21 protein-coding genes are annotated in these 19,193 nt (G+C 38.6%); 10 read left to right on the top strand and 11 right to left on the bottom strand.

Annotated elements, in window-relative coordinates; all coding sequences use genetic code 11:
- Positions 1-359 precede the first annotated feature (359 nt).
- Positions 360-2,165, top strand: a complete 1,806-nt coding sequence (locus tag SLP02_RS07005; RefSeq protein WP_319419942.1) for an ABC transporter ATP-binding protein — start codon at positions 360-362, stop codon at positions 2,163-2,165.
- A 141-nt stretch (positions 2,166-2,306) separates the two neighbouring features.
- On the opposite strand, the gene SLP02_RS07000 is transcribed toward SLP02_RS07005, so the two are convergent.
- Complete coding sequence (locus tag SLP02_RS07000; protein WP_319419941.1) at positions 2,307-2,813, bottom strand: tetratricopeptide repeat protein; 507 nt, start codon at positions 2,811-2,813, stop codon at positions 2,307-2,309.
- A gap of 80 nt (positions 2,814-2,893) precedes the next feature.
- Between SLP02_RS07000 and SLP02_RS06995 the strand changes: the two genes are divergently transcribed.
- Positions 2,894-3,361: a hypothetical protein gene (locus tag SLP02_RS06995; RefSeq protein WP_319419940.1), complete on the top strand. Its 468-nt coding sequence runs from the start codon at positions 2,894-2,896 to the stop codon at positions 3,359-3,361.
- 25 nt (positions 3,362-3,386) lie between these two features.
- On the opposite strand, the gene argB is transcribed toward SLP02_RS06995, so the two are convergent.
- Together argB and SLP02_RS06985 are read right to left on the bottom strand one after the other, a co-directional pair.
- Positions 3,387-4,280, bottom strand: coding sequence for an acetylglutamate kinase (gene argB / locus SLP02_RS06990; protein WP_319419939.1), 894 nt, complete (start codon positions 4,278-4,280; stop codon positions 3,387-3,389).
- 102 nt (positions 4,281-4,382) lie between these two features.
- Positions 4,383-4,916 (bottom strand): shikimate kinase, encoded by a 534-nt coding sequence (locus SLP02_RS06985; protein ID WP_319419938.1) that lies wholly within the window; start codon positions 4,914-4,916, stop codon positions 4,383-4,385.
- 516 nt (positions 4,917-5,432) lie between these two features.
- Here SLP02_RS06985 and SLP02_RS06980 point away from each other — a divergent pair.
- Positions 5,433-5,639 (top strand): hypothetical protein, encoded by a 207-nt coding sequence (locus tag SLP02_RS06980; RefSeq protein ID WP_319419937.1) that lies wholly within the window; start codon positions 5,433-5,435, stop codon positions 5,637-5,639.
- Here the strand turns inward: SLP02_RS06980 and SLP02_RS06975 are convergent.
- The 3 genes from SLP02_RS06975 to SLP02_RS06965 form a co-directional block, all read right to left on the bottom strand.
- Complete coding sequence (locus SLP02_RS06975; protein ID WP_319419936.1) at positions 5,636-6,181, bottom strand: hypothetical protein; 546 nt, start codon at positions 6,179-6,181, stop codon at positions 5,636-5,638. The genes SLP02_RS06980 and SLP02_RS06975 overlap by 4 nt on opposite strands.
- 209 nt (positions 6,182-6,390) lie before the next feature.
- The gene (locus SLP02_RS06970) at positions 6,391-7,842 is read right to left on the bottom strand and encodes a glycoside hydrolase family 13 protein (RefSeq protein WP_319419935.1); all 1,452 of its coding nucleotides are present in this window, start codon (positions 7,840-7,842) and stop codon (positions 6,391-6,393) included.
- Positions 7,843-7,912: 70 nt separating this feature from the next.
- Positions 7,913-9,199, bottom strand: a complete 1,287-nt coding sequence (locus SLP02_RS06965) for an ABC transporter ATP-binding protein (RefSeq protein WP_319419934.1) — start codon at positions 9,197-9,199, stop codon at positions 7,913-7,915.
- 240 nt (positions 9,200-9,439) lie between these two features.
- On the opposite strand from SLP02_RS06965, the gene SLP02_RS06960 reads away from it, so the two are divergent.
- Positions 9,440-9,886: a tellurite resistance TerB family protein gene (locus SLP02_RS06960; protein WP_319419933.1), complete on the top strand. Its 447-nt coding sequence runs from the start codon at positions 9,440-9,442 to the stop codon at positions 9,884-9,886.
- Between the two features lie 350 nt (positions 9,887-10,236).
- Here SLP02_RS06960 and SLP02_RS06955 read toward each other — a convergent pair whose 3' ends face one another.
- The 4 genes from SLP02_RS06955 to SLP02_RS06940 all read right to left on the bottom strand — a co-directional run bounded on the left by SLP02_RS06955 (position 10,237) and on the right by SLP02_RS06940 (position 14,603).
- Positions 10,237-11,418, bottom strand: a complete 1,182-nt coding sequence (locus SLP02_RS06955) for a M20 family metallopeptidase (protein WP_319419932.1) — start codon at positions 11,416-11,418, stop codon at positions 10,237-10,239.
- Positions 11,419-11,447: 29 nt separating this feature from the next.
- Positions 11,448-12,173, bottom strand: coding sequence for a Stp1/IreP family PP2C-type Ser/Thr phosphatase (locus SLP02_RS06950; protein WP_319419931.1), 726 nt, complete (start codon positions 12,171-12,173; stop codon positions 11,448-11,450).
- Positions 12,174-12,252: 79 nt separating this feature from the next.
- Positions 12,253-13,926 carry an ABC1 kinase family protein gene (locus SLP02_RS06945; protein WP_413467340.1) on the bottom strand — a complete coding sequence of 558 codons (1,674 nt, stop codon included), beginning with the start codon at positions 13,924-13,926 and terminating at the stop codon, positions 12,253-12,255.
- Between the two features lie 311 nt (positions 13,927-14,237).
- Positions 14,238-14,603 carry a DUF6825 family protein gene (locus tag SLP02_RS06940; protein WP_319419929.1) on the bottom strand — a complete coding sequence of 122 codons (366 nt, stop codon included), beginning with the start codon at positions 14,601-14,603 and terminating at the stop codon, positions 14,238-14,240.
- A gap of 478 nt (positions 14,604-15,081) precedes the next feature.
- Between SLP02_RS06940 and SLP02_RS06935 the strand changes: the two genes are divergently transcribed.
- The 4 genes from SLP02_RS06935 (at position 15,082) to SLP02_RS06925 (ending at position 16,707) form a co-directional block, all read left to right on the top strand.
- On the top strand, positions 15,082-15,288 hold the full coding sequence (locus SLP02_RS06935) for a hypothetical protein (RefSeq protein WP_319419928.1): 207 nt from the start codon (positions 15,082-15,084) through the stop codon (positions 15,286-15,288).
- Between the two features lie 264 nt (positions 15,289-15,552).
- On the top strand, positions 15,553-16,161 hold the full coding sequence (locus SLP02_RS06930) for a BON domain-containing protein (protein ID WP_319419927.1): 609 nt from the start codon (positions 15,553-15,555) through the stop codon (positions 16,159-16,161).
- Positions 16,097-16,315: a Rab family GTPase gene (locus tag SLP02_RS26540; RefSeq protein WP_413467339.1), complete on the top strand. Its 219-nt coding sequence runs from the start codon at positions 16,097-16,099 to the stop codon at positions 16,313-16,315. The genes SLP02_RS06930 and SLP02_RS26540 overlap by 65 nt, the downstream gene beginning before the upstream one ends.
- A 227-nt stretch (positions 16,316-16,542) precedes the next feature.
- Positions 16,543-16,707, top strand: a complete 165-nt coding sequence (locus SLP02_RS06925) for a hypothetical protein (protein WP_319419926.1) — start codon at positions 16,543-16,545, stop codon at positions 16,705-16,707.
- Positions 16,708-16,819: 112 nt separating this feature from the next.
- Here SLP02_RS06925 and SLP02_RS06920 read toward each other — a convergent pair whose 3' ends face one another.
- Positions 16,820-17,869 carry a hemolysin family protein gene (locus SLP02_RS06920; protein ID WP_319419925.1) on the bottom strand — a complete coding sequence of 350 codons (1,050 nt, stop codon included), beginning with the start codon at positions 17,867-17,869 and terminating at the stop codon, positions 16,820-16,822.
- A gap of 462 nt (positions 17,870-18,331) precedes the next feature.
- On the opposite strand from SLP02_RS06920, the gene SLP02_RS06915 reads away from it, so the two are divergent.
- The gene (locus tag SLP02_RS06915) at positions 18,332-18,583 is read left to right on the top strand and encodes a hypothetical protein (RefSeq protein ID WP_319419924.1); all 252 of its coding nucleotides are present in this window, start codon (positions 18,332-18,334) and stop codon (positions 18,581-18,583) included.
- A 248-nt stretch (positions 18,584-18,831) separates the two neighbouring features.
- Positions 18,832-19,026 (top strand): hypothetical protein, encoded by a 195-nt coding sequence (locus SLP02_RS06910; protein ID WP_319419923.1) that lies wholly within the window; start codon positions 18,832-18,834, stop codon positions 19,024-19,026.
- The last annotated feature ends 167 nt before the right edge of the window (positions 19,027-19,193 follow it).

Below are 19,193 nucleotides of genomic sequence, written 5' to 3'. Positions count from 1 at the left end.
CGCCTCGCTTCGCTTCTTAAAACAGTTTCTTTAACGGAGGGAACCTCCCTTCGGGTTCAGCATCGGAAAGCATTCCCTTGCGCCTGACGGCGACGCGGGGTCTTTCCTCAGTTTGCTCAAGTCGGGAAACCCGCCCAACGCAACTGCTTCACCGCAACGAACTGTTTCGCTTTTCGCGCTTGCCCGCATATACTTGTCCGCATCCAAGGCTTTAGCAACATATAATGCTGTCCAAGACAAACTCCATCAATTTATGTCAAACGTGGCGGAGTAATCTGTGACTTCACTACTATAACTATCGCGACTAAAACTAATACGTCTACGTCTGAAAAATAGACTAAAAACGACCTAATAAAAATTTGACTGATCGAAGACGACTACAAGAAATTCTGATTAATACTCCCTTGCTACTGCGCTTAGTGTGGCAAGCTACTCCAGTTTATTTATTTCTATCTTTAGCGGTGACAGGGTTTCAATCTCTAGTACCTGCCCTGATGCTATTAATTGATAAAGCGATTGTCGATCTGGTGATTGCTAACTGGGGTAATGCTGATTTTGTTTGGAGACCTCTAATTGTATTAGTAGTGATACGGTTCGGGGTTGGTTTACTAGGAGCTATATTAAATCAGGTCAATCTCTATGTAGCGCAGATCTTTAACGATCGCCTGATGCTCCATACGAAATATATTTTATTGGAAAAGTCTGCCCAGCTAGATCTGGCTCATTTTGAATCTTCGGAATTTTATGATACTTTAAGTCGCGCCGAAAATAGCGGTAGTAATTATCCCGTTCAGGTTATCAAGCTACTTACTGGTTTGTTTGGTCAGGGAATTACCTTAATTAGCTTGTTAGGACTTTTGTTGGAGTTCAATTTAGCAATTGTTCCTCTACTATTTTTTACAGCTTTACCCTCATTTTGGACTAGCATTGTCTATTCTGGAAGGCGTTTTTGGATGGTACGCCTAGAAACTGAAAGCGGACGACTGTCAGATTATATTCAGCGTGTTTTAACTAATCCTAATTTTGCTAAAGAAGTCCGTCTATTTAACTTAGGTGGGCATTTATTGAGCCAGTGGATTGCAATTCGCAAGGACTTTAACAGAAAATCAGCAGCGATCGCTTCTGAATATTCCAGAATGCGAGGTTTATCAGGAATATTTGTAAACGCTGGTTTTTATATCGCCTATGGCTGGACTCTGGTGCAAACAATTAGCGCCAAAATTACCGTAGGTGACTTTACCATGTATACAGGAGCATTTAGTCAAGCACAGCAGCTATTGCCTGCTATTCTCGAAAATTTGGCAAAAATATATGAATCTAATCTTTATGTCTCCCAATACTTTGAATTTTTAGACCTTAAGCCAGAAGTAACTAACATTCCCCGTCCTAAACCTTTTCCTCAACCAATTAAACAAGGATTATCAATAAAAAATGTATCCTTTACTTATCCAGGAGCAACCGCACCTACACTACGCAATCTAAATTTGCAGGTCAACCCAGGAGAAAGTATTGCGCTTGTTGGTTTAAATGGCGCAGGAAAAACCACTCTGCTGAAGCTTCTTACTAGGCTATATGACGTAGATTCAGGCACAATCACCATTGATGACATACCTCTCCAGCAATTTAAGCTATCGGAATTGCATTCCAATATTGGTGTCCTCAATCAAGACTTTGCCCGTTATCAGCTAAGTGCTAGGGACAACATTGGTTTTGGCAACTTAAAGGAAAGAGAAAATCAGTCACGCATTGAAGAAGCGGCGGTAAATTCGGGTGCAGATCGGGTAGTGAAAACCCTTAGTGATGGCTACAAAACCCGCTTAGGAAAGATGTTCAAAGGTGGAGTGGATCTTTCAGGGGGACAGTGGCAGAAAATCGGCATGGCGCGAGCGTTTATGACCGATGCACCTATTCTAATTTTAGATGAACCTACTGCTGCCCTAGATGCGATCGCAGAATATGAGTTGTTTGAAAAATTCCGAACTTTAACCGCAGGTAAGATGACCTTTTTTGTCAGTCATCGTTTCTCGACGGTACAGCTAGCCGATCGCATTGTAGTCCTAGAAAACAGTCGTATTATCGAAATCGGATCCCATCAAGAACTAATGGCAAACAACGGATTATATGCCGAGATGTTTAGCCTCCAAGCCTCAAGCTACACAGTTTAACTTGCTTAATTAATCAGTAATTATCAATTTGATCCTTAAAATTAATCAATAGCTGCATATTATCAGTCATAGATTACTCTAAGATCTTGAGCTTAAGGCAATGCTCCTTATTTGCACTTATGTTGGTTTTGTTATTAGGCTTTAACTCAACAAAGCTAGAATACCTAATATTACAGCGATCGATGCAAGAGCAAACCAGATAAACTGATTGTCTTGGCTATCAGTCGGTGGTGTTTCTGAATATTCTTGTTTAGATGAATTTTTGGCGGTCTGTTTTTTAGCCGTAACATAGCGAGATGCACCTTGATCTGCGTCAGCCAAATCAGGAATTTCACTCATCCATTCTTTAGGTCGCTCTAGCTTGGGAGCTTTGATAATATAGAGAATACGCTGTGCCTGTTCGCGGGTTTGGAGATTAGGATGGGTAATTAGTTTTTCACATAAAGCGATCGCATCACTAATTTGATTAGCAGCTTGATAAGCAGTGACCAACCAAATTTGAGCTTGTCCACCTTGACGAGAATTGCCTGAGACTAATTCTTGTGCAGCTTCTAAATGTCCGATACTGAGGCGATATTGTCCTCTTTCTAGAGCTAGTTTTCCTGCTTCGTATTCTTGATGAAACTTTTCTGGATTATATACCGTCACTTTAAAATAAATATATTGTGGAAATTACTTAGATTTATTATTAAATAATTTACCCCTACTATTCAAGATGGCAACGAATTATGAATAAACAACTTCAGCATAAATTTTATTGGCAGCAGGCTTTAGGTGCTATGGCGATCGCCTTGGGAGCTATGAGCATCGCTGAATCTCCCGCCGTTGCCAACCCTCATGACTTTCGAGGTAGCTTTGAAATAGCTCAGGTTGGGGTACGTAGCCAAATTAATGCGCCAACTCCTTTAAATATAACTCCTCCCCCAGGGACTCATATTCCTCTTCCCCAAAGCAATTACAACAATCGGGATTATTATGGCGCTCAAAGAGGTTCATCACGAGACTATATTCGCTATGAAGACTATAGAAATGATCGTAGAAGAGAAAATGATTATAGAGGACGAAACTATAATTATCACCGCGATTATGATACTTATGAGAGAAACCACAACCGAGGTGGGACTGTAATTATCATTAATCCAGCTACTGAGAGTAGCTATAGTAATAACAGCTACATCCGAGTTATTAGGAAGTAATCTGTGACCGTTAGTCAAAGGTTAGCTACCCTAATAATTCTGAGGCAACAATCATTGAGCCAGTACCTTCATCGGTCAAAATCTCTAATAATAGTGAGTGGGGTAAACGACCATCTAAAATATGGGCAGCACGAACCCCTTGAGCAAGCGATCGCACACAGCAATTGACTTTAGGAATCATTCCTCCTGAAACAACTTCTTGGTCAATTAAATTTCTGGCTTTTTGGATATCCAGTATTTTGATTAGGGTAGAAGGATCGTGATAATCGTACAAAATGCCTGGAGTATCGGTTAACAAAATTAGTTTTTCAGCATCTAAAGCTGCTGCTATTTCCCCTGCTACCGTATCAGCATTAATGTTATACGCCTGTCCATTTTCGTCAGCGGCAACGCTAGAAATTACAGGGACATAACCATTATCAACCAAGGATTCAACTAAGCCTATATTAATGTTGGTCACTTCCCCCACAAACCCTACTCCTTCTTTACCTACATGACGAGCTTGAATCAGGTTGCCATCTTTACCACATAAACCAACCGCTAACGCTCCTGCACGGCTGATTAAAGATACCAGTTCTTTATTAACTCTACCTGCCAAGACCATCTCTACCACATCCATTGTCGCCGCATCGGTAATGCGCAATCCATCTTTAAAAGCTGGTGCTATGTTTAATTTTTGGAGCCAAGTATTAATTTCAGGCCCTCCTCCATGTATCACCACAGGACGCACTCCGACACAGGCAAGAAAAACTATGTCACCGATAACTTGAGCCTTTAAGCTACTATCTTTCATGGCTGCACCACCGTATTTAATGACGATAGTGCGATTGGCAAATTTTTGAATATAAGGTAGAGCTTCACTGAGAATACGAACACGGTTAGCTGCTGCTTCTTGCAAATATTCCTTTTCGTAGACCATATAGTTTTACTTGTTCGAGATTAAAGATATTTAGTTATGCTACTGGCTAATCAACACTTACAAAGTGACATTTTTTACGAAGTTAGATGAAACCCCGTCGTCTTAAAGCTGGATCTCTCTGACTGGCTTTAAAGCAGTAGGAATAGTTTCCATAATTTGAGCCGCTATTTCTGAGGGGGACTGCTCTTGTGCGATCGCAATTTGAATGTCTGCTTGGGCATAGAGAGGACGACGAGTCTCTAGCAATGATTCTAGTTTGTCAGCCAGTGGTCTAGTTTCATCTTTGGCTAATCTTTTTTTTAGTATTTCTACATCTACGTCCAACCAAATAATCAAACCATGACGTAGATAACTCCAGTTAAGCTGTTGTTGAATAATTCCTCCTCCAGTGGATACAACAGTGCGTGTATAGACAGAATATTCGGCTAAAACCTTCATCTCAAGCTCACGAAAATAGGGTTCTCCTGACTGTTGAAAAATTGCCGAAATTGGCTTTTTGGCGATCGCTTCTATGGTTTGGTCTGTATCTACGAAACGATACTTAAGATCTTTGGCTAAACATTTACCAATAGTTGTTTTCCCTGAACCCATCATGCCTATTAGATAAACATTTAAACCCTGTAACAAATTACTCATTTTTGCCCATAAGAGTGTTTTTACTAATTAATTTCTAATCGTGAACCAGATTATCAATGATTCAGTGATTTTTACTATCTTTTATGTATTAATTTTTCCTTTTCATAACTTTAAGGTCATAATAGTAAGTAGAATTACCGATAAAGATAATATAACAAGCGTTTATACTCACTTAATATAAGCGCAGTTTTCGTCTTAAATTTTAAAAACGACCTTGATTTATGACCAAACAATAATTATCAATTAATAAAAAAGCTATAATTAACTTGTATTTCTTCTCTACTTCATCAAATACTTGATTGCTTTACAAAATTATTATATTTGCCACATAAGTGTTTAGATGAACGTGATCGAGATTACAGAATAAACACTCAAGTTTAATTAAAATTTAATGATGAATCAATAAAGTTATTAAATAACAAGGTATAAACCTAAAACAATCACAATACTTTTTACAAAAAATATCTTAGTAATTTTTAAATAAAATCAATATTAATTAGGAGTTAAAAACTAGTCATGGGGATGATCAGTAAAATTGCAGAACAGGCTTTGAATACAGGTTACTTGACGGTAGAAGCAGAAGAAAACCTCAAGCTGATGCTGAGAAACAAATACGAACTAGAAGATTTAGAAGCATTTATAGATTTGCAGCAAGCTACTATGCTGGGAGTAGTTAAACAAGAATCTAGGGAGCTATTTGCCACTCTGGTCAAATATTCTTAGATCCAGTCTTCATCATCCTGATCGGGAGTAATGTTAGTGTTTTTGTCTAAATCAATTGAGTTGTTTTTAAAATTATTTTGCTTATTGTCAGATTTATCTGCTGGACGATATTTGTAAGAATAATTAGACCCCGATCGCTCTACGCTTTGTGGTTTCTGAGAAGCTTCATAGGTCTTAACGTCAGTAATTCTATTTTGGCTATCTTGAATCTGAGTCGAATCAACAGCATATTGTTCTTTGCCATCTTGATCGACCCAACCTTGTCTTTCGGGATAGAGATCGTTGGCAGTTTTTCTTGATTTACCTGAACCCGAATAGCTAAAACGACTAAAAACTTGACTTAATAAGCTTGTTAGCATTCCTCCCAAAGCAAATAAGCCAATCCAAACCGCAAGCGGTAATTGAGGAGTTTGATAAAGGCAATATTGATTATTAACGTCGTCACAAAGCAGTTTAAGAGCTATAGGTTCTCTGTTTTGAATAAATACAATCATCAATACGCCGATGAGTATTATAAACAGTAATAATTTTAGGCGACTCATAAATTCTTTTCAGTAAGATTACAAACTTAAATTTGAAATTGTTTGGTCAAACAAATTATGCTGTCATTTTACTGTGTTGTTTTAGCAAACTGTATTTAGTATTATCTGACCGATCGACGTTTAGGACAAGATAAATTGTAAACAGACATATCATGATACATCTGTTTACAACGAATATTTGTTTGGGGTTTTCAGCAGCGGATTTGATATTAGGCAACTATGATGCTGCTTTTAGCAGGTAGACTAATTTCCAGCTTTCGTCCTTCTAGAGTATCGTGCCAAACTAATCTTCCTGAGCCATATACTAAGTCTTGGGTTTTAAACTTTAATTCTGTAGCTAAGAAAATAGCCGTAGCTGGTTCATCGCCAACATTAATAGCAACTACGATTTCTTCTTCATCCAGAACACGAGCAAAGACATAGACACTTTGATCGGCAAAAAGAGTTTTGTATGTCCCAGTGCGCAAAGCAGGATATTGGTGACGCAAAGCAATTAGCTGCTTGTGAGATTTTAGTATTTCTACATCCCAATTTTCAGGTTTGGGAAAAACACGACGGCTATCAGGATCTTTTCCTCCAGGTAAAGCAACTTCATCCCCATAAAAAATGCTGGGCGCGCCAGGAAAAGTCATCAACAGCACTGTAGCCAGCATAAAAATGCTTTTATCTTCTCCTACCGTAGTCAGCATTCTAGGGGTATCATGACTATCTAATAGGTTTAGCTGTGTTTGCTGTATTTCCCAGTCGTATAGCTTAAGTAGAGCATCGATTCTGGCAGCATATTCTGCGGCAGAAATAGGTGGATAGGGTTTTAATTCTCCCTGACAATATTCAGGATCGTATTTTTCGCCCCCAACAAAAGCAATAGTGGGTTCAGTAAAGCGATAGTTCATCACGCCATCAAACTGCGTACCGTCTAACCAATAGCTAGCGTCTCCCCAAATCTCGCCGACAATATAAGCTTCAGGGTTTATGGCTTTAACGCGATCGCGAAATTCTTGCCAAAAGCCAGGAGTATCGATTTCATTAGGCACATCTAATCGCCAACCATCAATGCCCTGATGCACCCAATATTCAGCAATCTGCATAATGTATTCTTTTACCTGGGGATTATCGGTGTTAAATTCAGGCAAAGCACGATTACCAATCCACCCTTCATAATTAGCAGGTTTATCGCCATCATAAGCAGACAAAGGCCAGTCATGGATCTTAAACCAGTCTAGCCAAGGGGAATGAGGGCCATTTTCTAAAATATCGTTAAAGAAGAAAAAACCGCGACTGGCATGATTAAACACTCCATCTAGCACCACCTTAATATCATGTTCATGAGCAGCTTTGAGCAGGGCATCAAAGGCTATATTACCTCCCAACATTGGGTCTACCTCATAGTAGTCGTGGGTGTGGTAGCGGTGGTTGGAAGTAGACTGAAAGATAGGAGTAAAGTAAATTGCATTGATGCCCAAATCCTTGAGATAGTCTAGCTTATCGATTACTCCCCAAAGATTACCGCCTTTATATCCTTGAAGTGTGGGGGTGGCATCCCAACCTTCGTAAGCAGAAGCTTCCCAGTGACTTTTAATAGCCGCTGGGCTTTTGGCGAAGCGGTCAGGAAATATTTGGTAAAAAACGGCGTTTTTGACCCAATCTGGCGTTTTAGTCATTGTAAATAGTTGCTCGTTAACAGTTAATAATTAGTTGTAAGTAGTTGATAAATACTTATCTCTACAGTTATTAAATAACTATTGTCCGTCCATCATCAACTGTAAAAAGATGGATTTTACTGGTATCTATAGCTAACCAAATAGAATCACCGATCGCAATCTGCCGATCTGGAGGTAAAGATACGGTTAGTTGTGTTTTAGCATCTGCGGTTAAATGGGCAGAGATATAAGTTTCGCTACCTAATGCCTCGACCAAATCTACCGTAACCTGTAGGCTAGATTCCTTTTGATCGTCCATTGATAAATGCTGAGGACGAATACCTAAAATAAGTGATTTTGATGACACAGACTGAAGAGATTGAGTCCAGACATCAGGTAAATCAAGCTTAAAATATCGGTGTACTAACTTCAAAGGAGAAACTAAATCTACAGGTAGAAAATTCATTGGTGGTGAACCAATAAATTCAGCCACAAAGCGATTTGCAGGATTTTCGTATATCTCCAAAGGCGAGGCAATTTGCTGTATTTTACCGTTGTTCATGACCGCAATGCGATCGCCCATAGTCATTGCTTCAATTTGATCGTGGGTTACATATATGGTAGTTGTCTTTAGCTGTCGTTGCAGTTGGACAATTTGGGCGCGGGTTTGGGTGCGGAGTTTGGCATCCAGGTTAGATAATGGCTCATCCATCAAAAAAACTTGAGGATTACGAGCGATCGCTCGGCCTAATGCTACCCTTTGTTTTTGTCCTCCCGACAATTCTTTAGGTAAACGATAAAGCAAAGAATCTATCTGCAATAAACTCGACACATATCTAACTCTATGCTTGATCACTTTTTCTTTTGCCGAGATATACCGCATACTGCGAGGTAAATATTTAGTTGTCCCCGTCAGAATATCATCGAACAAAATAGATTTAACTTGCTCTTTCTTCCCAGTCTCCCAGTCTCCCAGTTTTCCAGTCCCAAAATTGCGTCGTAAACCAAAGGCGATGTTGTCGTAAATATTTAGATGGGGATAAAGAGCATAATTTTGAAACACCATGGCAATGTCTCTAGCTTTGGGTGGGAGATTGTTTACTAGGCGATCGCCAATTTTAATATTTCCTCCCGTTAATTCTTCTAATCCTGCTAGCAATCTTAGCAGTGTACTTTTGCCACAGCCAGAAGGGCCAACTAAAACTAAAAACTCACCATCTTCTACTGTAAAGTTGATGTCCCGCAGCACACTAACTTGTTTCGCTTTAGCTGATAAATTACCCTTCTCTTGAATATCTGCTGGTTCAGATCTACTATTTTGATCTGCTTTTCCGCGAGAGTAGCTTTTATAAACGCTTTCTACTACTACCTGTGCCACTATTCAACCTAAATAAAGTAGACATTATGAACTTTGCTTAGTAATGTTAGCACTAGTATTTCTGTATCTGAATAACAAGTAGAAAGTTTTAGTCAGAAATTATTTAGCTTTGCGGTTAGGCAATCAATTTATCTACGTTTATTTATAAAAGTTTTTTCCGTTAAAACGCAAAATGATGTTCGATTGCGAAAAATTGGGAAATATAAAAGAGAAAACCACAAAATTTCTCAGAGGTTTATTATGAGTTTGTTTGATAATTTTTCTAATGTCAGAACAGGTAAAACTACTGATTTGAGTCCAGCTGAATCTTTTGCAGGAATTATGTTGGCTACTATTGCTGCTGATGGTTATCTAGCTAGAGAAGAAACGCAAAGCTTGATGTCAACTTTATACAGAATGAAATTATTTCAAAGTTATCCAAATGATCATGTTTCCAGAATGATTGATAAATTGGCAAAAATTATTCAAACTAGAGGTGCAGATACATTACTAAATGTTGCTGTTCAGTGTCTTCCAGAATATTTGCATGAAACTGTTTTTGCTGTAGCAACTGATTTAATACTTTCTGATGGTGAAGTTTCTGAAGAAGAAGAACATATATTACAAAAGCTATGTGGTTATCTATCAATTTCCAAAGATCAGATAAACAAAATAATTGAAGTCACAATTATTAAAAATAAAGGGTAAGTTTAAGTACCGAAAATTACGAATGAGATTAGTTGTGATGGGTTAAAGATATATATATGTCACTTAACCTATCTGACAACATAAGATGCCCCAAAAAAGTCTTGTTTTGCTGACAATTTGGCATAAGATGTCAATAAAAGTGTCAGGATATCGGAAAAATTTAAGAGACTTTGTGACACTATAACTTAATCTATTGGGCGCGGAACAGAACTTGGGTTTGAACGAAATAAGACTATCAGCAAGAGTAAATCAGGTATCGTCTTTTTGGGGGGCAAAAAATTAAAGTTTTAGGTAAAAAAAATATTTCTAACTACGGGATTGCGATCGCCCTAGTTTACCCTGATTTTCTCTCAATGTTGCCAATATTTATAAGCAGTGTAAGCCATAGTTACCACTCCTGTGATGATTGCCGCTTCATCCACTTCAAATTTAGGATGATGGAGAGGATAGTTGGTTACCCCATCATTTTCATTTCCTACTCCTAGACGGAACATACATCCAGGAACTCGATCTAGATACACAGAAAAATCTTCCGCTCCCAAAGAAGGCTCAGGCAAAATTTTGACGCTTGCATCACCCCAGGCTTCACGAGTGGCTGATTCAACTATCTGAGTCAAAGTTTGGTCATTGTATACCGAAGGAACTCCTCTGCGGTAATCTACTTGACACTTTGCACCAAAAGTTTGACAGACTCCTCGAACAATGTTTTCAATCCACTGAGGTAAGTTAGCGTGGCTATCGGCATGAAGCGATCGCACTGTGCCGACCATTCTCACGCGATCGGCAATTATGTTATGCCCTCTACCCCCTTCTATTTGACCAATAGACAGCACAATCGGATGTAGTGGGTTTTGTGTCCGACTGATTGCCTGTTGCAGAGTAGTGATGACCTGAGCAGCAATCCAAATAGCATCGATCGCCTGATGAGGACGCGCGCCATGTCCCGACTCTCCTAGAATGACTATTTCTAATTCATCCGCAGCCGAAGTTAACGCTCCATAACGAATCCCTACCTGACGAACGGGAATTGAGGGAAATACATGAACCCCATAAATTGCATTTACTCCCTCAATTGCTCCGTCTTTGACCATCCATTTTGCACCTTGGGCGATTTCTTCGGCAGGTTGAAACAAAAAGCGCACATTGCCAGGCAACTTATCGACTAGCTGGGATAAGACCATGGCTGTACCTAAGCCCAAGGTAGAATGAACATCGTGTCCGCAGGCGTGCATAATTCCTTGTTTGCGAGAAGCAAAATCAAATTTGGGATGCTCTTGAATCGGCAGAGCATCCATATCGGTACGAATTGCCAAAGTACGGCGATCGCTTCCTGAACCGATTAGCTCCCCCACAACTCCAGTTTTACCCACAGATTCCTGCACGTTTAAACCACAAGAGGACAACACCCCGGCAACATAGGCCGAGGTTTGATATTCTTCTCCGCTTAATTCGGGATGAGAATGAATATGACGACGAATTTCAATTAGTCGTGGCGCAAAATCTTGAGCGATATTTTTTATTTCTGAGAGCATTAATTATAAATAAATATACAAATATAGCTTCATTCTTGATTGACAATAACTACGGTAATATTATCAGAGCCTCCTGCGGTCTTAGCAGTATCAATCAAATCCTGAGCAGTTGTCTGGCAAGATTTTAAATTAGCTAACGAAGTTTGAATTTGTTCGTCGCTTACTTCTTCTGTCAAGCCATCGCTACAAATTAATAATCGATCTCCAGGCTTAATTTCAAATTCTTGAATATCAATATGTTGAAGATCTTCACGACCCAAACATTGAGATAAAACGTGTCTCCAGGGATGAAATTTCGCCTGTTCAGCATTGATTTCACCTTTTTTCAGAGCCATACCCACCCAGGTATGATCTTCTGTAATTTGCTCTAGTTGAGAACTTCTGAGGCGATACAAACGGGAATCTCCTACATGAGCGCACCAAGGCTTATCTGCGCGGAAAATTAGCACTACTACTGTCGTTCCCATATCGCGACGTTCGGGATGAGTCTGCTGGTCTTCAATGATGCTGAAATTAGCTTTTTCTACCGCTTCTTTGAGCAATGCCTCTGAAGAGAGAGGAGCATCCCAATTTTCTGCTAGGTAAGAGTGAATTACCTCTGTGGCAATTCTACTGGCTTCTTGTCCCCCAGCGTGTCCTCCCATACCGTCGGCAACAATGAAAAAACGCCCCAATTCATCGTCAACAAAGTAATTATCTTGGTTGGCTGTTCTTACAACCCCTGTATCCGTAAGACCTATAAAGTGACGCTTCATAAAAGATTAGTCAATAAACTGATAAAAACCAAAGATGTAGTCAATACCGCGCTTGGTGATTGAAACATAATATCTTCGTTTAGAACATACGGTCAATGCGATCGAGACGCCTTAGCAACCGCAATAATGCCCAACCAGGGACTAAAGCAATGATAGCAGCGATCGCTGCTATTGTCTCGTAGCTACCAACTAAAAGGAGAGTAGCACAAATAAGTAAAGCACTAAATAACACAGTATAGTTCGTAGCTAGCTGAACTGCACTCAATCGGCGTATGACTCGCTCTGATTCAATTGAACGAACACGAACCCGTAAATCCCCTCTTTCTAATTTATCTATTGTATCGTCGATTCGTCTGGGTAGCCCCAGGGCAGTTGTGCCTACCTGTGCCGCTTGTCTACCTAATTCATCAAAAATAGTGCTGCCGTTGGAACTTGTATTAGTCATAAGCTTCATTGCGTATGGTTGAGCTACTTCCATGAAATTAAATTCAGGGTCTAAACCTTTGCCTACTCCTTCTAAGGTAGAAAAAGCCCGCATCACAAAGGTAAACGTTGCGGGAAAACGGAATGGTTGACCATAGGCTATGTCATACAGATCTTCGCTAATCGCATCTACGGACTGTTCCTCAAAAGGTTTGTCCATAAAATTATCCAGCATAAACTGAATTGAACGCCGTACCGAAGTCATATCTCCTGTAGGAACTAAAGCTCCCAAATTAATCAGAGAGTTGACTACCATTTTGCTGTTTTTCTGGGCAATACCTACTAAAGTATCCATCAAACCTTCGCGGATGTTACTTTCAATTTGCCCCATCATGCCAAAATCATAGAAGATTAAAGACCCGTCTGTAGCTACAGCAATGTTACCTGGGTGAGGATCTGCATGAAAAAACCCTCCGTTCAAAATCTGCTGAAGATATGCTTTTGCTCCCAATCTAGCTAATAATTTGCGGTCTAAACCAGCAGCTTCAATGGCTTCATAGTGGCTGATTTTTATTCCTGGCATATATTCTAAGGTCAATACTTTGGGAGAAGCGTATTTCCAGTAGACACGGGGAACACGCACCCAGTTCTCTGCTCGAAAATTACGGCGAAAAGTATCTGCGTTCCGTCCTTCATGGAGGTAATCAGTTTCTTCCCACAAAATGCGACAGCATTCTTCGTAAATTCCTAGCCAATCTCGATTTTGACCCCATTCACGGTGATTTTGAAAGTAACGAGCAATTTGGCGCAAAATTACTAAATCTACGGTAAATAGCTGCTTTAAACCAGGTCGTTGAACCTTGACTACTACCTCTTCGCCACTGTGAAGTTTAGCTTTGTGTACCTGCCCTAAACTTGCTGCTGCCAAGGGAGTAGGCTCAAAGCTAGAGAATAACTGATTTATTGACTTGCCAAAATCTGATTTGATAGTCTCTTCAACCTGCTCGTAGGGAAAGGCAGGAACTCTATCTTGCAGCTTAGAAAGTTCTTCAACATACTCTATGGGAAACAAATCCCCACGGGTAGAGAACAGTTGACCAACTTTAATAAAGGTAGGTCCCAACTCTAGAAAGTTTTCTCGAATCCAAACAGCTTGCTCTCTTCGTCTCAGAGCCTGTTTCTCTGGGGTCATTCCCCCTGAATAAGTCCACTTGCGCTTGTCCCACCAATTTCTAAATAGAAACGTAAACACAAAACGCCAGATATCGAGCCGCCGACGATTGCGTGAATATTTGGCACGATTCCAACGGTAGGACTTAGCAGCTACCATCACTCCTGCTTTTTGACTATGAGGGGCTGCTGCTCCAACTTCTTCGACGGTTTTGGCTGAATCAGACTGGTTAGACCGGTCATCTATTGGTTTTTGATCGGGAATAGCAGAAGACACTAAATTTTTACAGAAGTTTAACTGTGATGTTGTTTGATTAAATTAAGATTAACTAATCTAAATAGTAGCGACTTATTGCCAAAAAAACAGCGTGAGTACGAAAATACTCTACTATTTGCTTGAGAATCTGGTCGATTAAAACCAAAGCGTCAAGCTACCTACAAGAATAGAAAATTTAGTCGAGCGCCATTTAATTAGTCACGATATTTTTTTAACTCCGATCTTAAAGTAGCAATTTCGGCTCTTAACTGATCGAGCATTGCCTGTAGATCGCTTGAATTGGTAGTATTGATATCAATATTGACCGAGTTGGAGACAGTGTTAGGACGGCTAGTAGTCGTAGTAGTAGTGCTATTTGGATAATAGGTGCTACCTACTGCTTGTTCGGCTCTTAACTGGACTTCCTCCATAAATTGTCTTACATTTTCTCTTTGTTCAGCATCAAACTTGCCTAGATCGCTCATGGCGTTGGTAAACGATTCTTCCATCTTTTCGCTAAAGACTTCGGCTAAAGCTCTGCCAAAAAAAAAGGCGTTGGTTACAGGATTGGTGTTGCTCATAAAACAAAGTTTAGATAAAGCTTTCCTATAAATTATATCCCTATTTTATGAGTTATTAGAGATTTTACCTACTAATCAATTTATATAGTCTTATAATTAAGGCGATCGCCATGTTGAAATACTACTATACAAATAATTTAGCTGATAAATAAGCGATTCTCTAGAAATTACCAAGATAACCAATATTACTTTAATAAATAAAGATATTATTGATTAGTTGAAGGAGATATGAGGGCAGAAGAATAGATAATTAACTATTTTTAAAATCTATCAAGCTAAACCGAAATTATTAATTTAAACAGGCTAAAAAATATTTATATTCTCCAAATTAAATGGTATTTACTCCTGATATCTCGTAAGGGCGAACCGCTGTTCGCCCCTACAAATAATGATCTGTGATGTCATCTCTTTAATTTTATTCTCTACAGTATCTGAAGCTTAGAGATGATTCTAAGCTTCAGATACTGTAGAACTGCTTATGAATTCTTCACCTGAAAATTTACCTCCCCAAGATAATAATTCTCAAGCAATAAAACTAGAGCTTGAGCCGTTCGACAATCTACTTGATCTCTTATTGGATGAAAAGTCATCAGCAAATGGCTTACCCCAAGCAGAAACGGCAGAGGTAGGAGATATAGATGTAGAAAGCGAAATAGAAAATCTTACTCTCCAAGAAGCCGTTTAATATCAAGGATTTCTCCGACAAACTGTAGAACCTCAACAGCAATCAACATCTGATTCAGAACCAGATCTACCATCATCTTAAGAAGCAACAGGCTTGATGAAGCCATCAAGCCTGTTGCTAAAGAGTTAGATGTTGTTTATTTAGTAAACACTCTAATTCCTTTGATGGTAGAGCTACATTACCTCTGGTTCAGAATTAGACGCAATCGATTATGGTGATTGGCAGATTCCCATTGAGGTAGCTGGCTATTATTATCTAGCTGTAGTGGTTAAGGGAGAACCGACAAAAGAATTCCGAGTCAGAATTCGACGGTTTTTAGGGGAAATCGTACTCAAGCATGGTAGGGCGATCGCCAATTATCAGGGAGACATGACAACCAATCCTCCGCAAATTAGAGTCGCATTAGAAAAGCTAATCTACCAAGAAGATCCCCAGCCGTCTAAACTTAAGTCTTCTCCGTCGACGTTGTTGTGGCTAATAGCATTTATTCTGGGTTTAGTTCTGATTCCTTGGGGAATTATCAGCTACCGTAGCAATGTAGCTCACAATATTGAACAAATAACAGCAGCAAAACTAGATGCTGCACCAGAACTATCTATTTATCGCTTAGAACCCTATGTAAATCAAGGAATACTAACAATTAGTGGCAGAGTTCCTAGCGAATATCTCAAAAATCAAGCAGGGGCAATTACACAAAAAATTGCTAGTCTAAATAATCTTCAGTTCGATAACTTGGTTATCGAACTGAAGATTGCTCCCAGTCCTAATTTAGTCAATGGTGAAGTTCAAAGATTGACTCGCTTATTTAATCAACAGCCAAATAACTTTATTAAAACCAAAAAGCACAATAGTAATAAGTTTAAACAAGGCTGATTTAGTCGCCCAAGAAAAGCTAAACAAACTTAGTGAAGCATACAATTTTGATTCTGAACAAGTAATTGCCACCTATATAACTTCGGCAAAGACAGGACAGGACGTAACAAATATGTTTGATAAAATAGCTCAAGCGATCGCATTATATAAGTAGATATGTCAAATTAGTTGAAAAATGGTTCGAATAAGTAATAAGGCAGAATAACGAATTAAAACTAGATTTTGTTTTTCGAGTCTAACAATTATTTACGCCTACCTACTTAACGTGAGTTCGGTTTAAGCAGAAGCAGGCAGGTAAAGCAAAGCGGTCAATGGCAATAAGTAGCTCCACCTAAAAAAGCATAAAATAAAAAGGTCGCCAAAACCGCATCATATTAAAGAATGCCAACAGCATTCAAAGTAATTTTAACGAAAGAGGAAAATCAAACATTACAAGAGTTTGAAGTAGTACAAACAATACCTCGACGCACCAAACAAAGGGCAATAGCATTACGCCAGAAGGCGAAGGGATTAAAAGTTCAACAAATTGCTGAGTATTTGGGATAGGCACAATCAACGCCCAGACAAACAAGGAAGGCTTGCTCAAGGTGCGGAAACCTCACCGAGCTTCCTTTTTCAATTCACGTCAGACGTTTTGATTGTGATTTTTAAACAATAACTATTCATTTTCATTATTGATTCCTCTAGACCGAAGAAGGCGCAAACGCTTTTTACGGGCAATTTCCTGTAAGTCTACATTGCGATCGGTTTCATCGACAATTTCTCCTGTGAGAACTTCTAAAACATCTTCTAGGGTAACTACTCCTGCCACACCACCATATTCGTCTAATACCACCGCCAAGTGTTCGCGATTTTCCTGGAATACTTTGAGAAGTTTGTCGGCGCGATTAGTTTCGGGGACAAAATGAACAGGACGCTTGAGGGTATTAATAAGGCGATCGCTATTTCCTGTAATCATAGCGGTTAATAATTCGTCTTTTAGCACCAAGCCTGTGACATTATCAATCGTGTCATCAATGACTAAGATGCGAGTATGCTGAGATTTAATAATATCTTGCTGGGATTCATCCAAAGTTTGCTCGCCTTTTAGGTAAGTAATAATAATTCGGGGAGTCATCAAATCTGAGGCATTAAGGTCGTTTAGCTGAAATACCCTTTGAATCATCTCCGCTTCGTCGTCTTCAATTACTCCTTCTTGATAGCCAATATTAGTCAAAAATTTAATTTCTGCTTCATCGGTAGTAGGAAGAATTTTTCCCTGGGTAAATGGTGTAGTAGCGTATTCTACTAACAAAACTATGGGGGTAAAAATTACCGTTAAATATTTAACAGGAATTGCCACAAATAAACAAATTGGTTCAGCGTAGCGTTGACAGATTGTTTTAGGTGCGATTTCGCCAAAAACTATAATCAAAAAAGTTAAAACCCCTGAAAAAATACCTAACCAAGCATCCCCCAGAACCTTAGTAGTCAGATTACCAATAAAAATACTGCCGACGATATTAAAAATATTGTTGAGAATTACAACTGTGGCGATCGGTCGATTTATCTTGAGACGAATGCTTGCCAAGGCTAAGGCTGCGGGCTTCTTAGTTTGAGCCAGTTGTCTAACTTTAATGGGGGAAATGGTTAGTAGTGCCGTTTCCGTTCCCGAACAAATAGCCGAACCAAGTATAACTATGGCGACGACAATAATCAGAGCAAGCATATAAAAAAGTAATTGTTAATTCTAAATATAATTCAAAAACACGCTTACTGTGAATTGTCTTCAGGTTATTAAATCAATCAATCAGAGAAGGCGGTCTCTCTACGGTTGAAAACGTAGTAGTCAAGGCTACTCGTCATGTTGTTACCACTACCGTGACTACCATCGCGGGCTTTATTCCCCTGTTAGTTAACGGAGGTCTTTTCTGGCGATCTTTGGCTATTGCGATCGCAGATATTGTAAGTGGTTCTTCCATATTCGCTTTCTATTGTGTTCCTGCGGTTTATTTAATGATTAAACAGAGAGACGGGAAAAAGTCGAAAAAAGGGTAAAAATTACTATAAGCAAGGCATACATATCAGCAGGTTTATAATTAACACAAAGAGAATAATCAAACGATCTATACGACTTAATAATAATTTATTGTTGCACTCTCCTTAAACTAAATGTATCGAAAAAAATATTATGCAAGAAATTATAAGCCATATTAGCAATTTGATACAAGAAAATTTAGACCCAAAAACTATTATTTTATTTTCATTTTTTCCTTTTTGTATTTGGACTTTATCACGAGCTAATATTATCTACGATTTTACGGATGAATTCAATAAACGAGACTTTTTGAGATTAAAAGAATTGCTCGCTGATGAAAATATTTCAGAAAATGCAAAAATAATATTACGAAATAAGCTAAATTTAATAGCTTATCAAAAATAACAGGAATTAAGCTAAATAATATTTATTTGCACGAACAAGCAATACAATACTACAAACTTGCCAAAGGTAGGCTTATGTATTCTGATTTTAAAAGAGCTGTTACATTCTTAGAAATAGACAATAACGACATTTTAAAAATTAGAGAGTCATATCGGTACGAAAAGTGGTTTTATGTATTTTAGATCGCATTATATTTTTGTTTTTTTGTGATTTTTTCTTTATTTTTGTTCGTTTTTATATATTTTTAAATGTCTATTAAGCTAAAAATCGCTCTTTTAATATTAATAATAGGTTTGGGAGCAATGTTATTTGTTTTCGCGTATCTAGCATCATTATTACCTACTGCCAAAAGAATTAGATATGAAATAGAAAATAACCCTTTTATTATCAAAAGAAATAAAGAAATAATAGAAATGAGACAAACCAATTTAATAGATAAATAGTTTAAATTAAATCAGATTCCCATAACCAATGAAGATATTGACAGAGTAGTTGAATATTATCGACAACAGAAAAAACTGCTACCAATTGGTTTAGCTAAAGGAAAATTTATTGTTCCTGATGACTTCAACGATCCTTTACCAGATGAAATTCTAGATTTATTCAATAA

Source organism: Pleurocapsa sp. FMAR1 (genome assembly GCF_963665995.1).
Lineage (GTDB): Bacteria > Cyanobacteriota > Cyanobacteriia > Cyanobacteriales > Xenococcaceae > Waterburya.
Note: the sequence above shows the minus strand (reverse complement) of the source record. Positions and strands in the feature narration are given on the sequence as shown.

What these genes read in the sequence shown, in the direction of transcription:
- SLP02_RS06970 (WP_319419935.1), bottom strand. Translation starts at nt 7,842, where the DNA reads ATGACTAAAACGCCAGATTGGGTCAAAAACGCCGTTTTTTACCAAATA.
- argB (WP_319419939.1), bottom strand. Translation starts at nt 4,280, where the DNA reads ATGGTCTACGAAAAGGAATATTTGCAAGAAGCAGCAGCTAACCGTGTT.
- SLP02_RS06995 (WP_319419940.1), top strand. Translation starts at nt 2,894, where the DNA reads ATGAATAAACAACTTCAGCATAAATTTTATTGGCAGCAGGCTTTAGGT.
- SLP02_RS06935 (WP_319419928.1), top strand. Translation starts at nt 15,082, where the DNA reads ATGAATTCTTCACCTGAAAATTTACCTCCCCAAGATAATAATTCTCAA.
- SLP02_RS06955 (WP_319419932.1), bottom strand. Translation starts at nt 11,418, where the DNA reads ATGCTCTCAGAAATAAAAAATATCGCTCAAGATTTTGCGCCACGACTA.
- SLP02_RS06950 (WP_319419931.1), bottom strand. Translation starts at nt 12,173, where the DNA reads ATGAAGCGTCACTTTATAGGTCTTACGGATACAGGGGTTGTAAGAACA.
- SLP02_RS06910 (WP_319419923.1), top strand. Translation starts at nt 18,832, where the DNA reads ATGTCTATTAAGCTAAAAATCGCTCTTTTAATATTAATAATAGGTTTG.
- SLP02_RS06940 (WP_319419929.1), bottom strand. Translation starts at nt 14,603, where the DNA reads ATGAGCAACACCAATCCTGTAACCAACGCCTTTTTTTTTGGCAGAGCT.
- SLP02_RS06975 (WP_319419936.1), bottom strand. Translation starts at nt 6,181, where the DNA reads ATGAGTCGCCTAAAATTATTACTGTTTATAATACTCATCGGCGTATTG.
- SLP02_RS06915 (WP_319419924.1), top strand. Translation starts at nt 18,332, where the DNA reads ATGCAAGAAATTATAAGCCATATTAGCAATTTGATACAAGAAAATTTA.
- SLP02_RS06945 (WP_413467340.1), bottom strand. Translation starts at nt 13,926, where the DNA reads ATGGTAGCTGCTAAGTCCTACCGTTGGAATCGTGCCAAATATTCACGC.
- SLP02_RS06925 (WP_319419926.1), top strand. Translation starts at nt 16,543, where the DNA reads ATGCCAACAGCATTCAAAGTAATTTTAACGAAAGAGGAAAATCAAACA.
- SLP02_RS06985 (WP_319419938.1), bottom strand. Translation starts at nt 4,916, where the DNA reads ATGAGTAATTTGTTACAGGGTTTAAATGTTTATCTAATAGGCATGATG.
- SLP02_RS06960 (WP_319419933.1), top strand. Translation starts at nt 9,440, where the DNA reads ATGAGTTTGTTTGATAATTTTTCTAATGTCAGAACAGGTAAAACTACT.
- SLP02_RS06920 (WP_319419925.1), bottom strand. Translation starts at nt 17,869, where the DNA reads ATGCTTGCTCTGATTATTGTCGTCGCCATAGTTATACTTGGTTCGGCT.
- SLP02_RS06980 (WP_319419937.1), top strand. Translation starts at nt 5,433, where the DNA reads ATGGGGATGATCAGTAAAATTGCAGAACAGGCTTTGAATACAGGTTAC.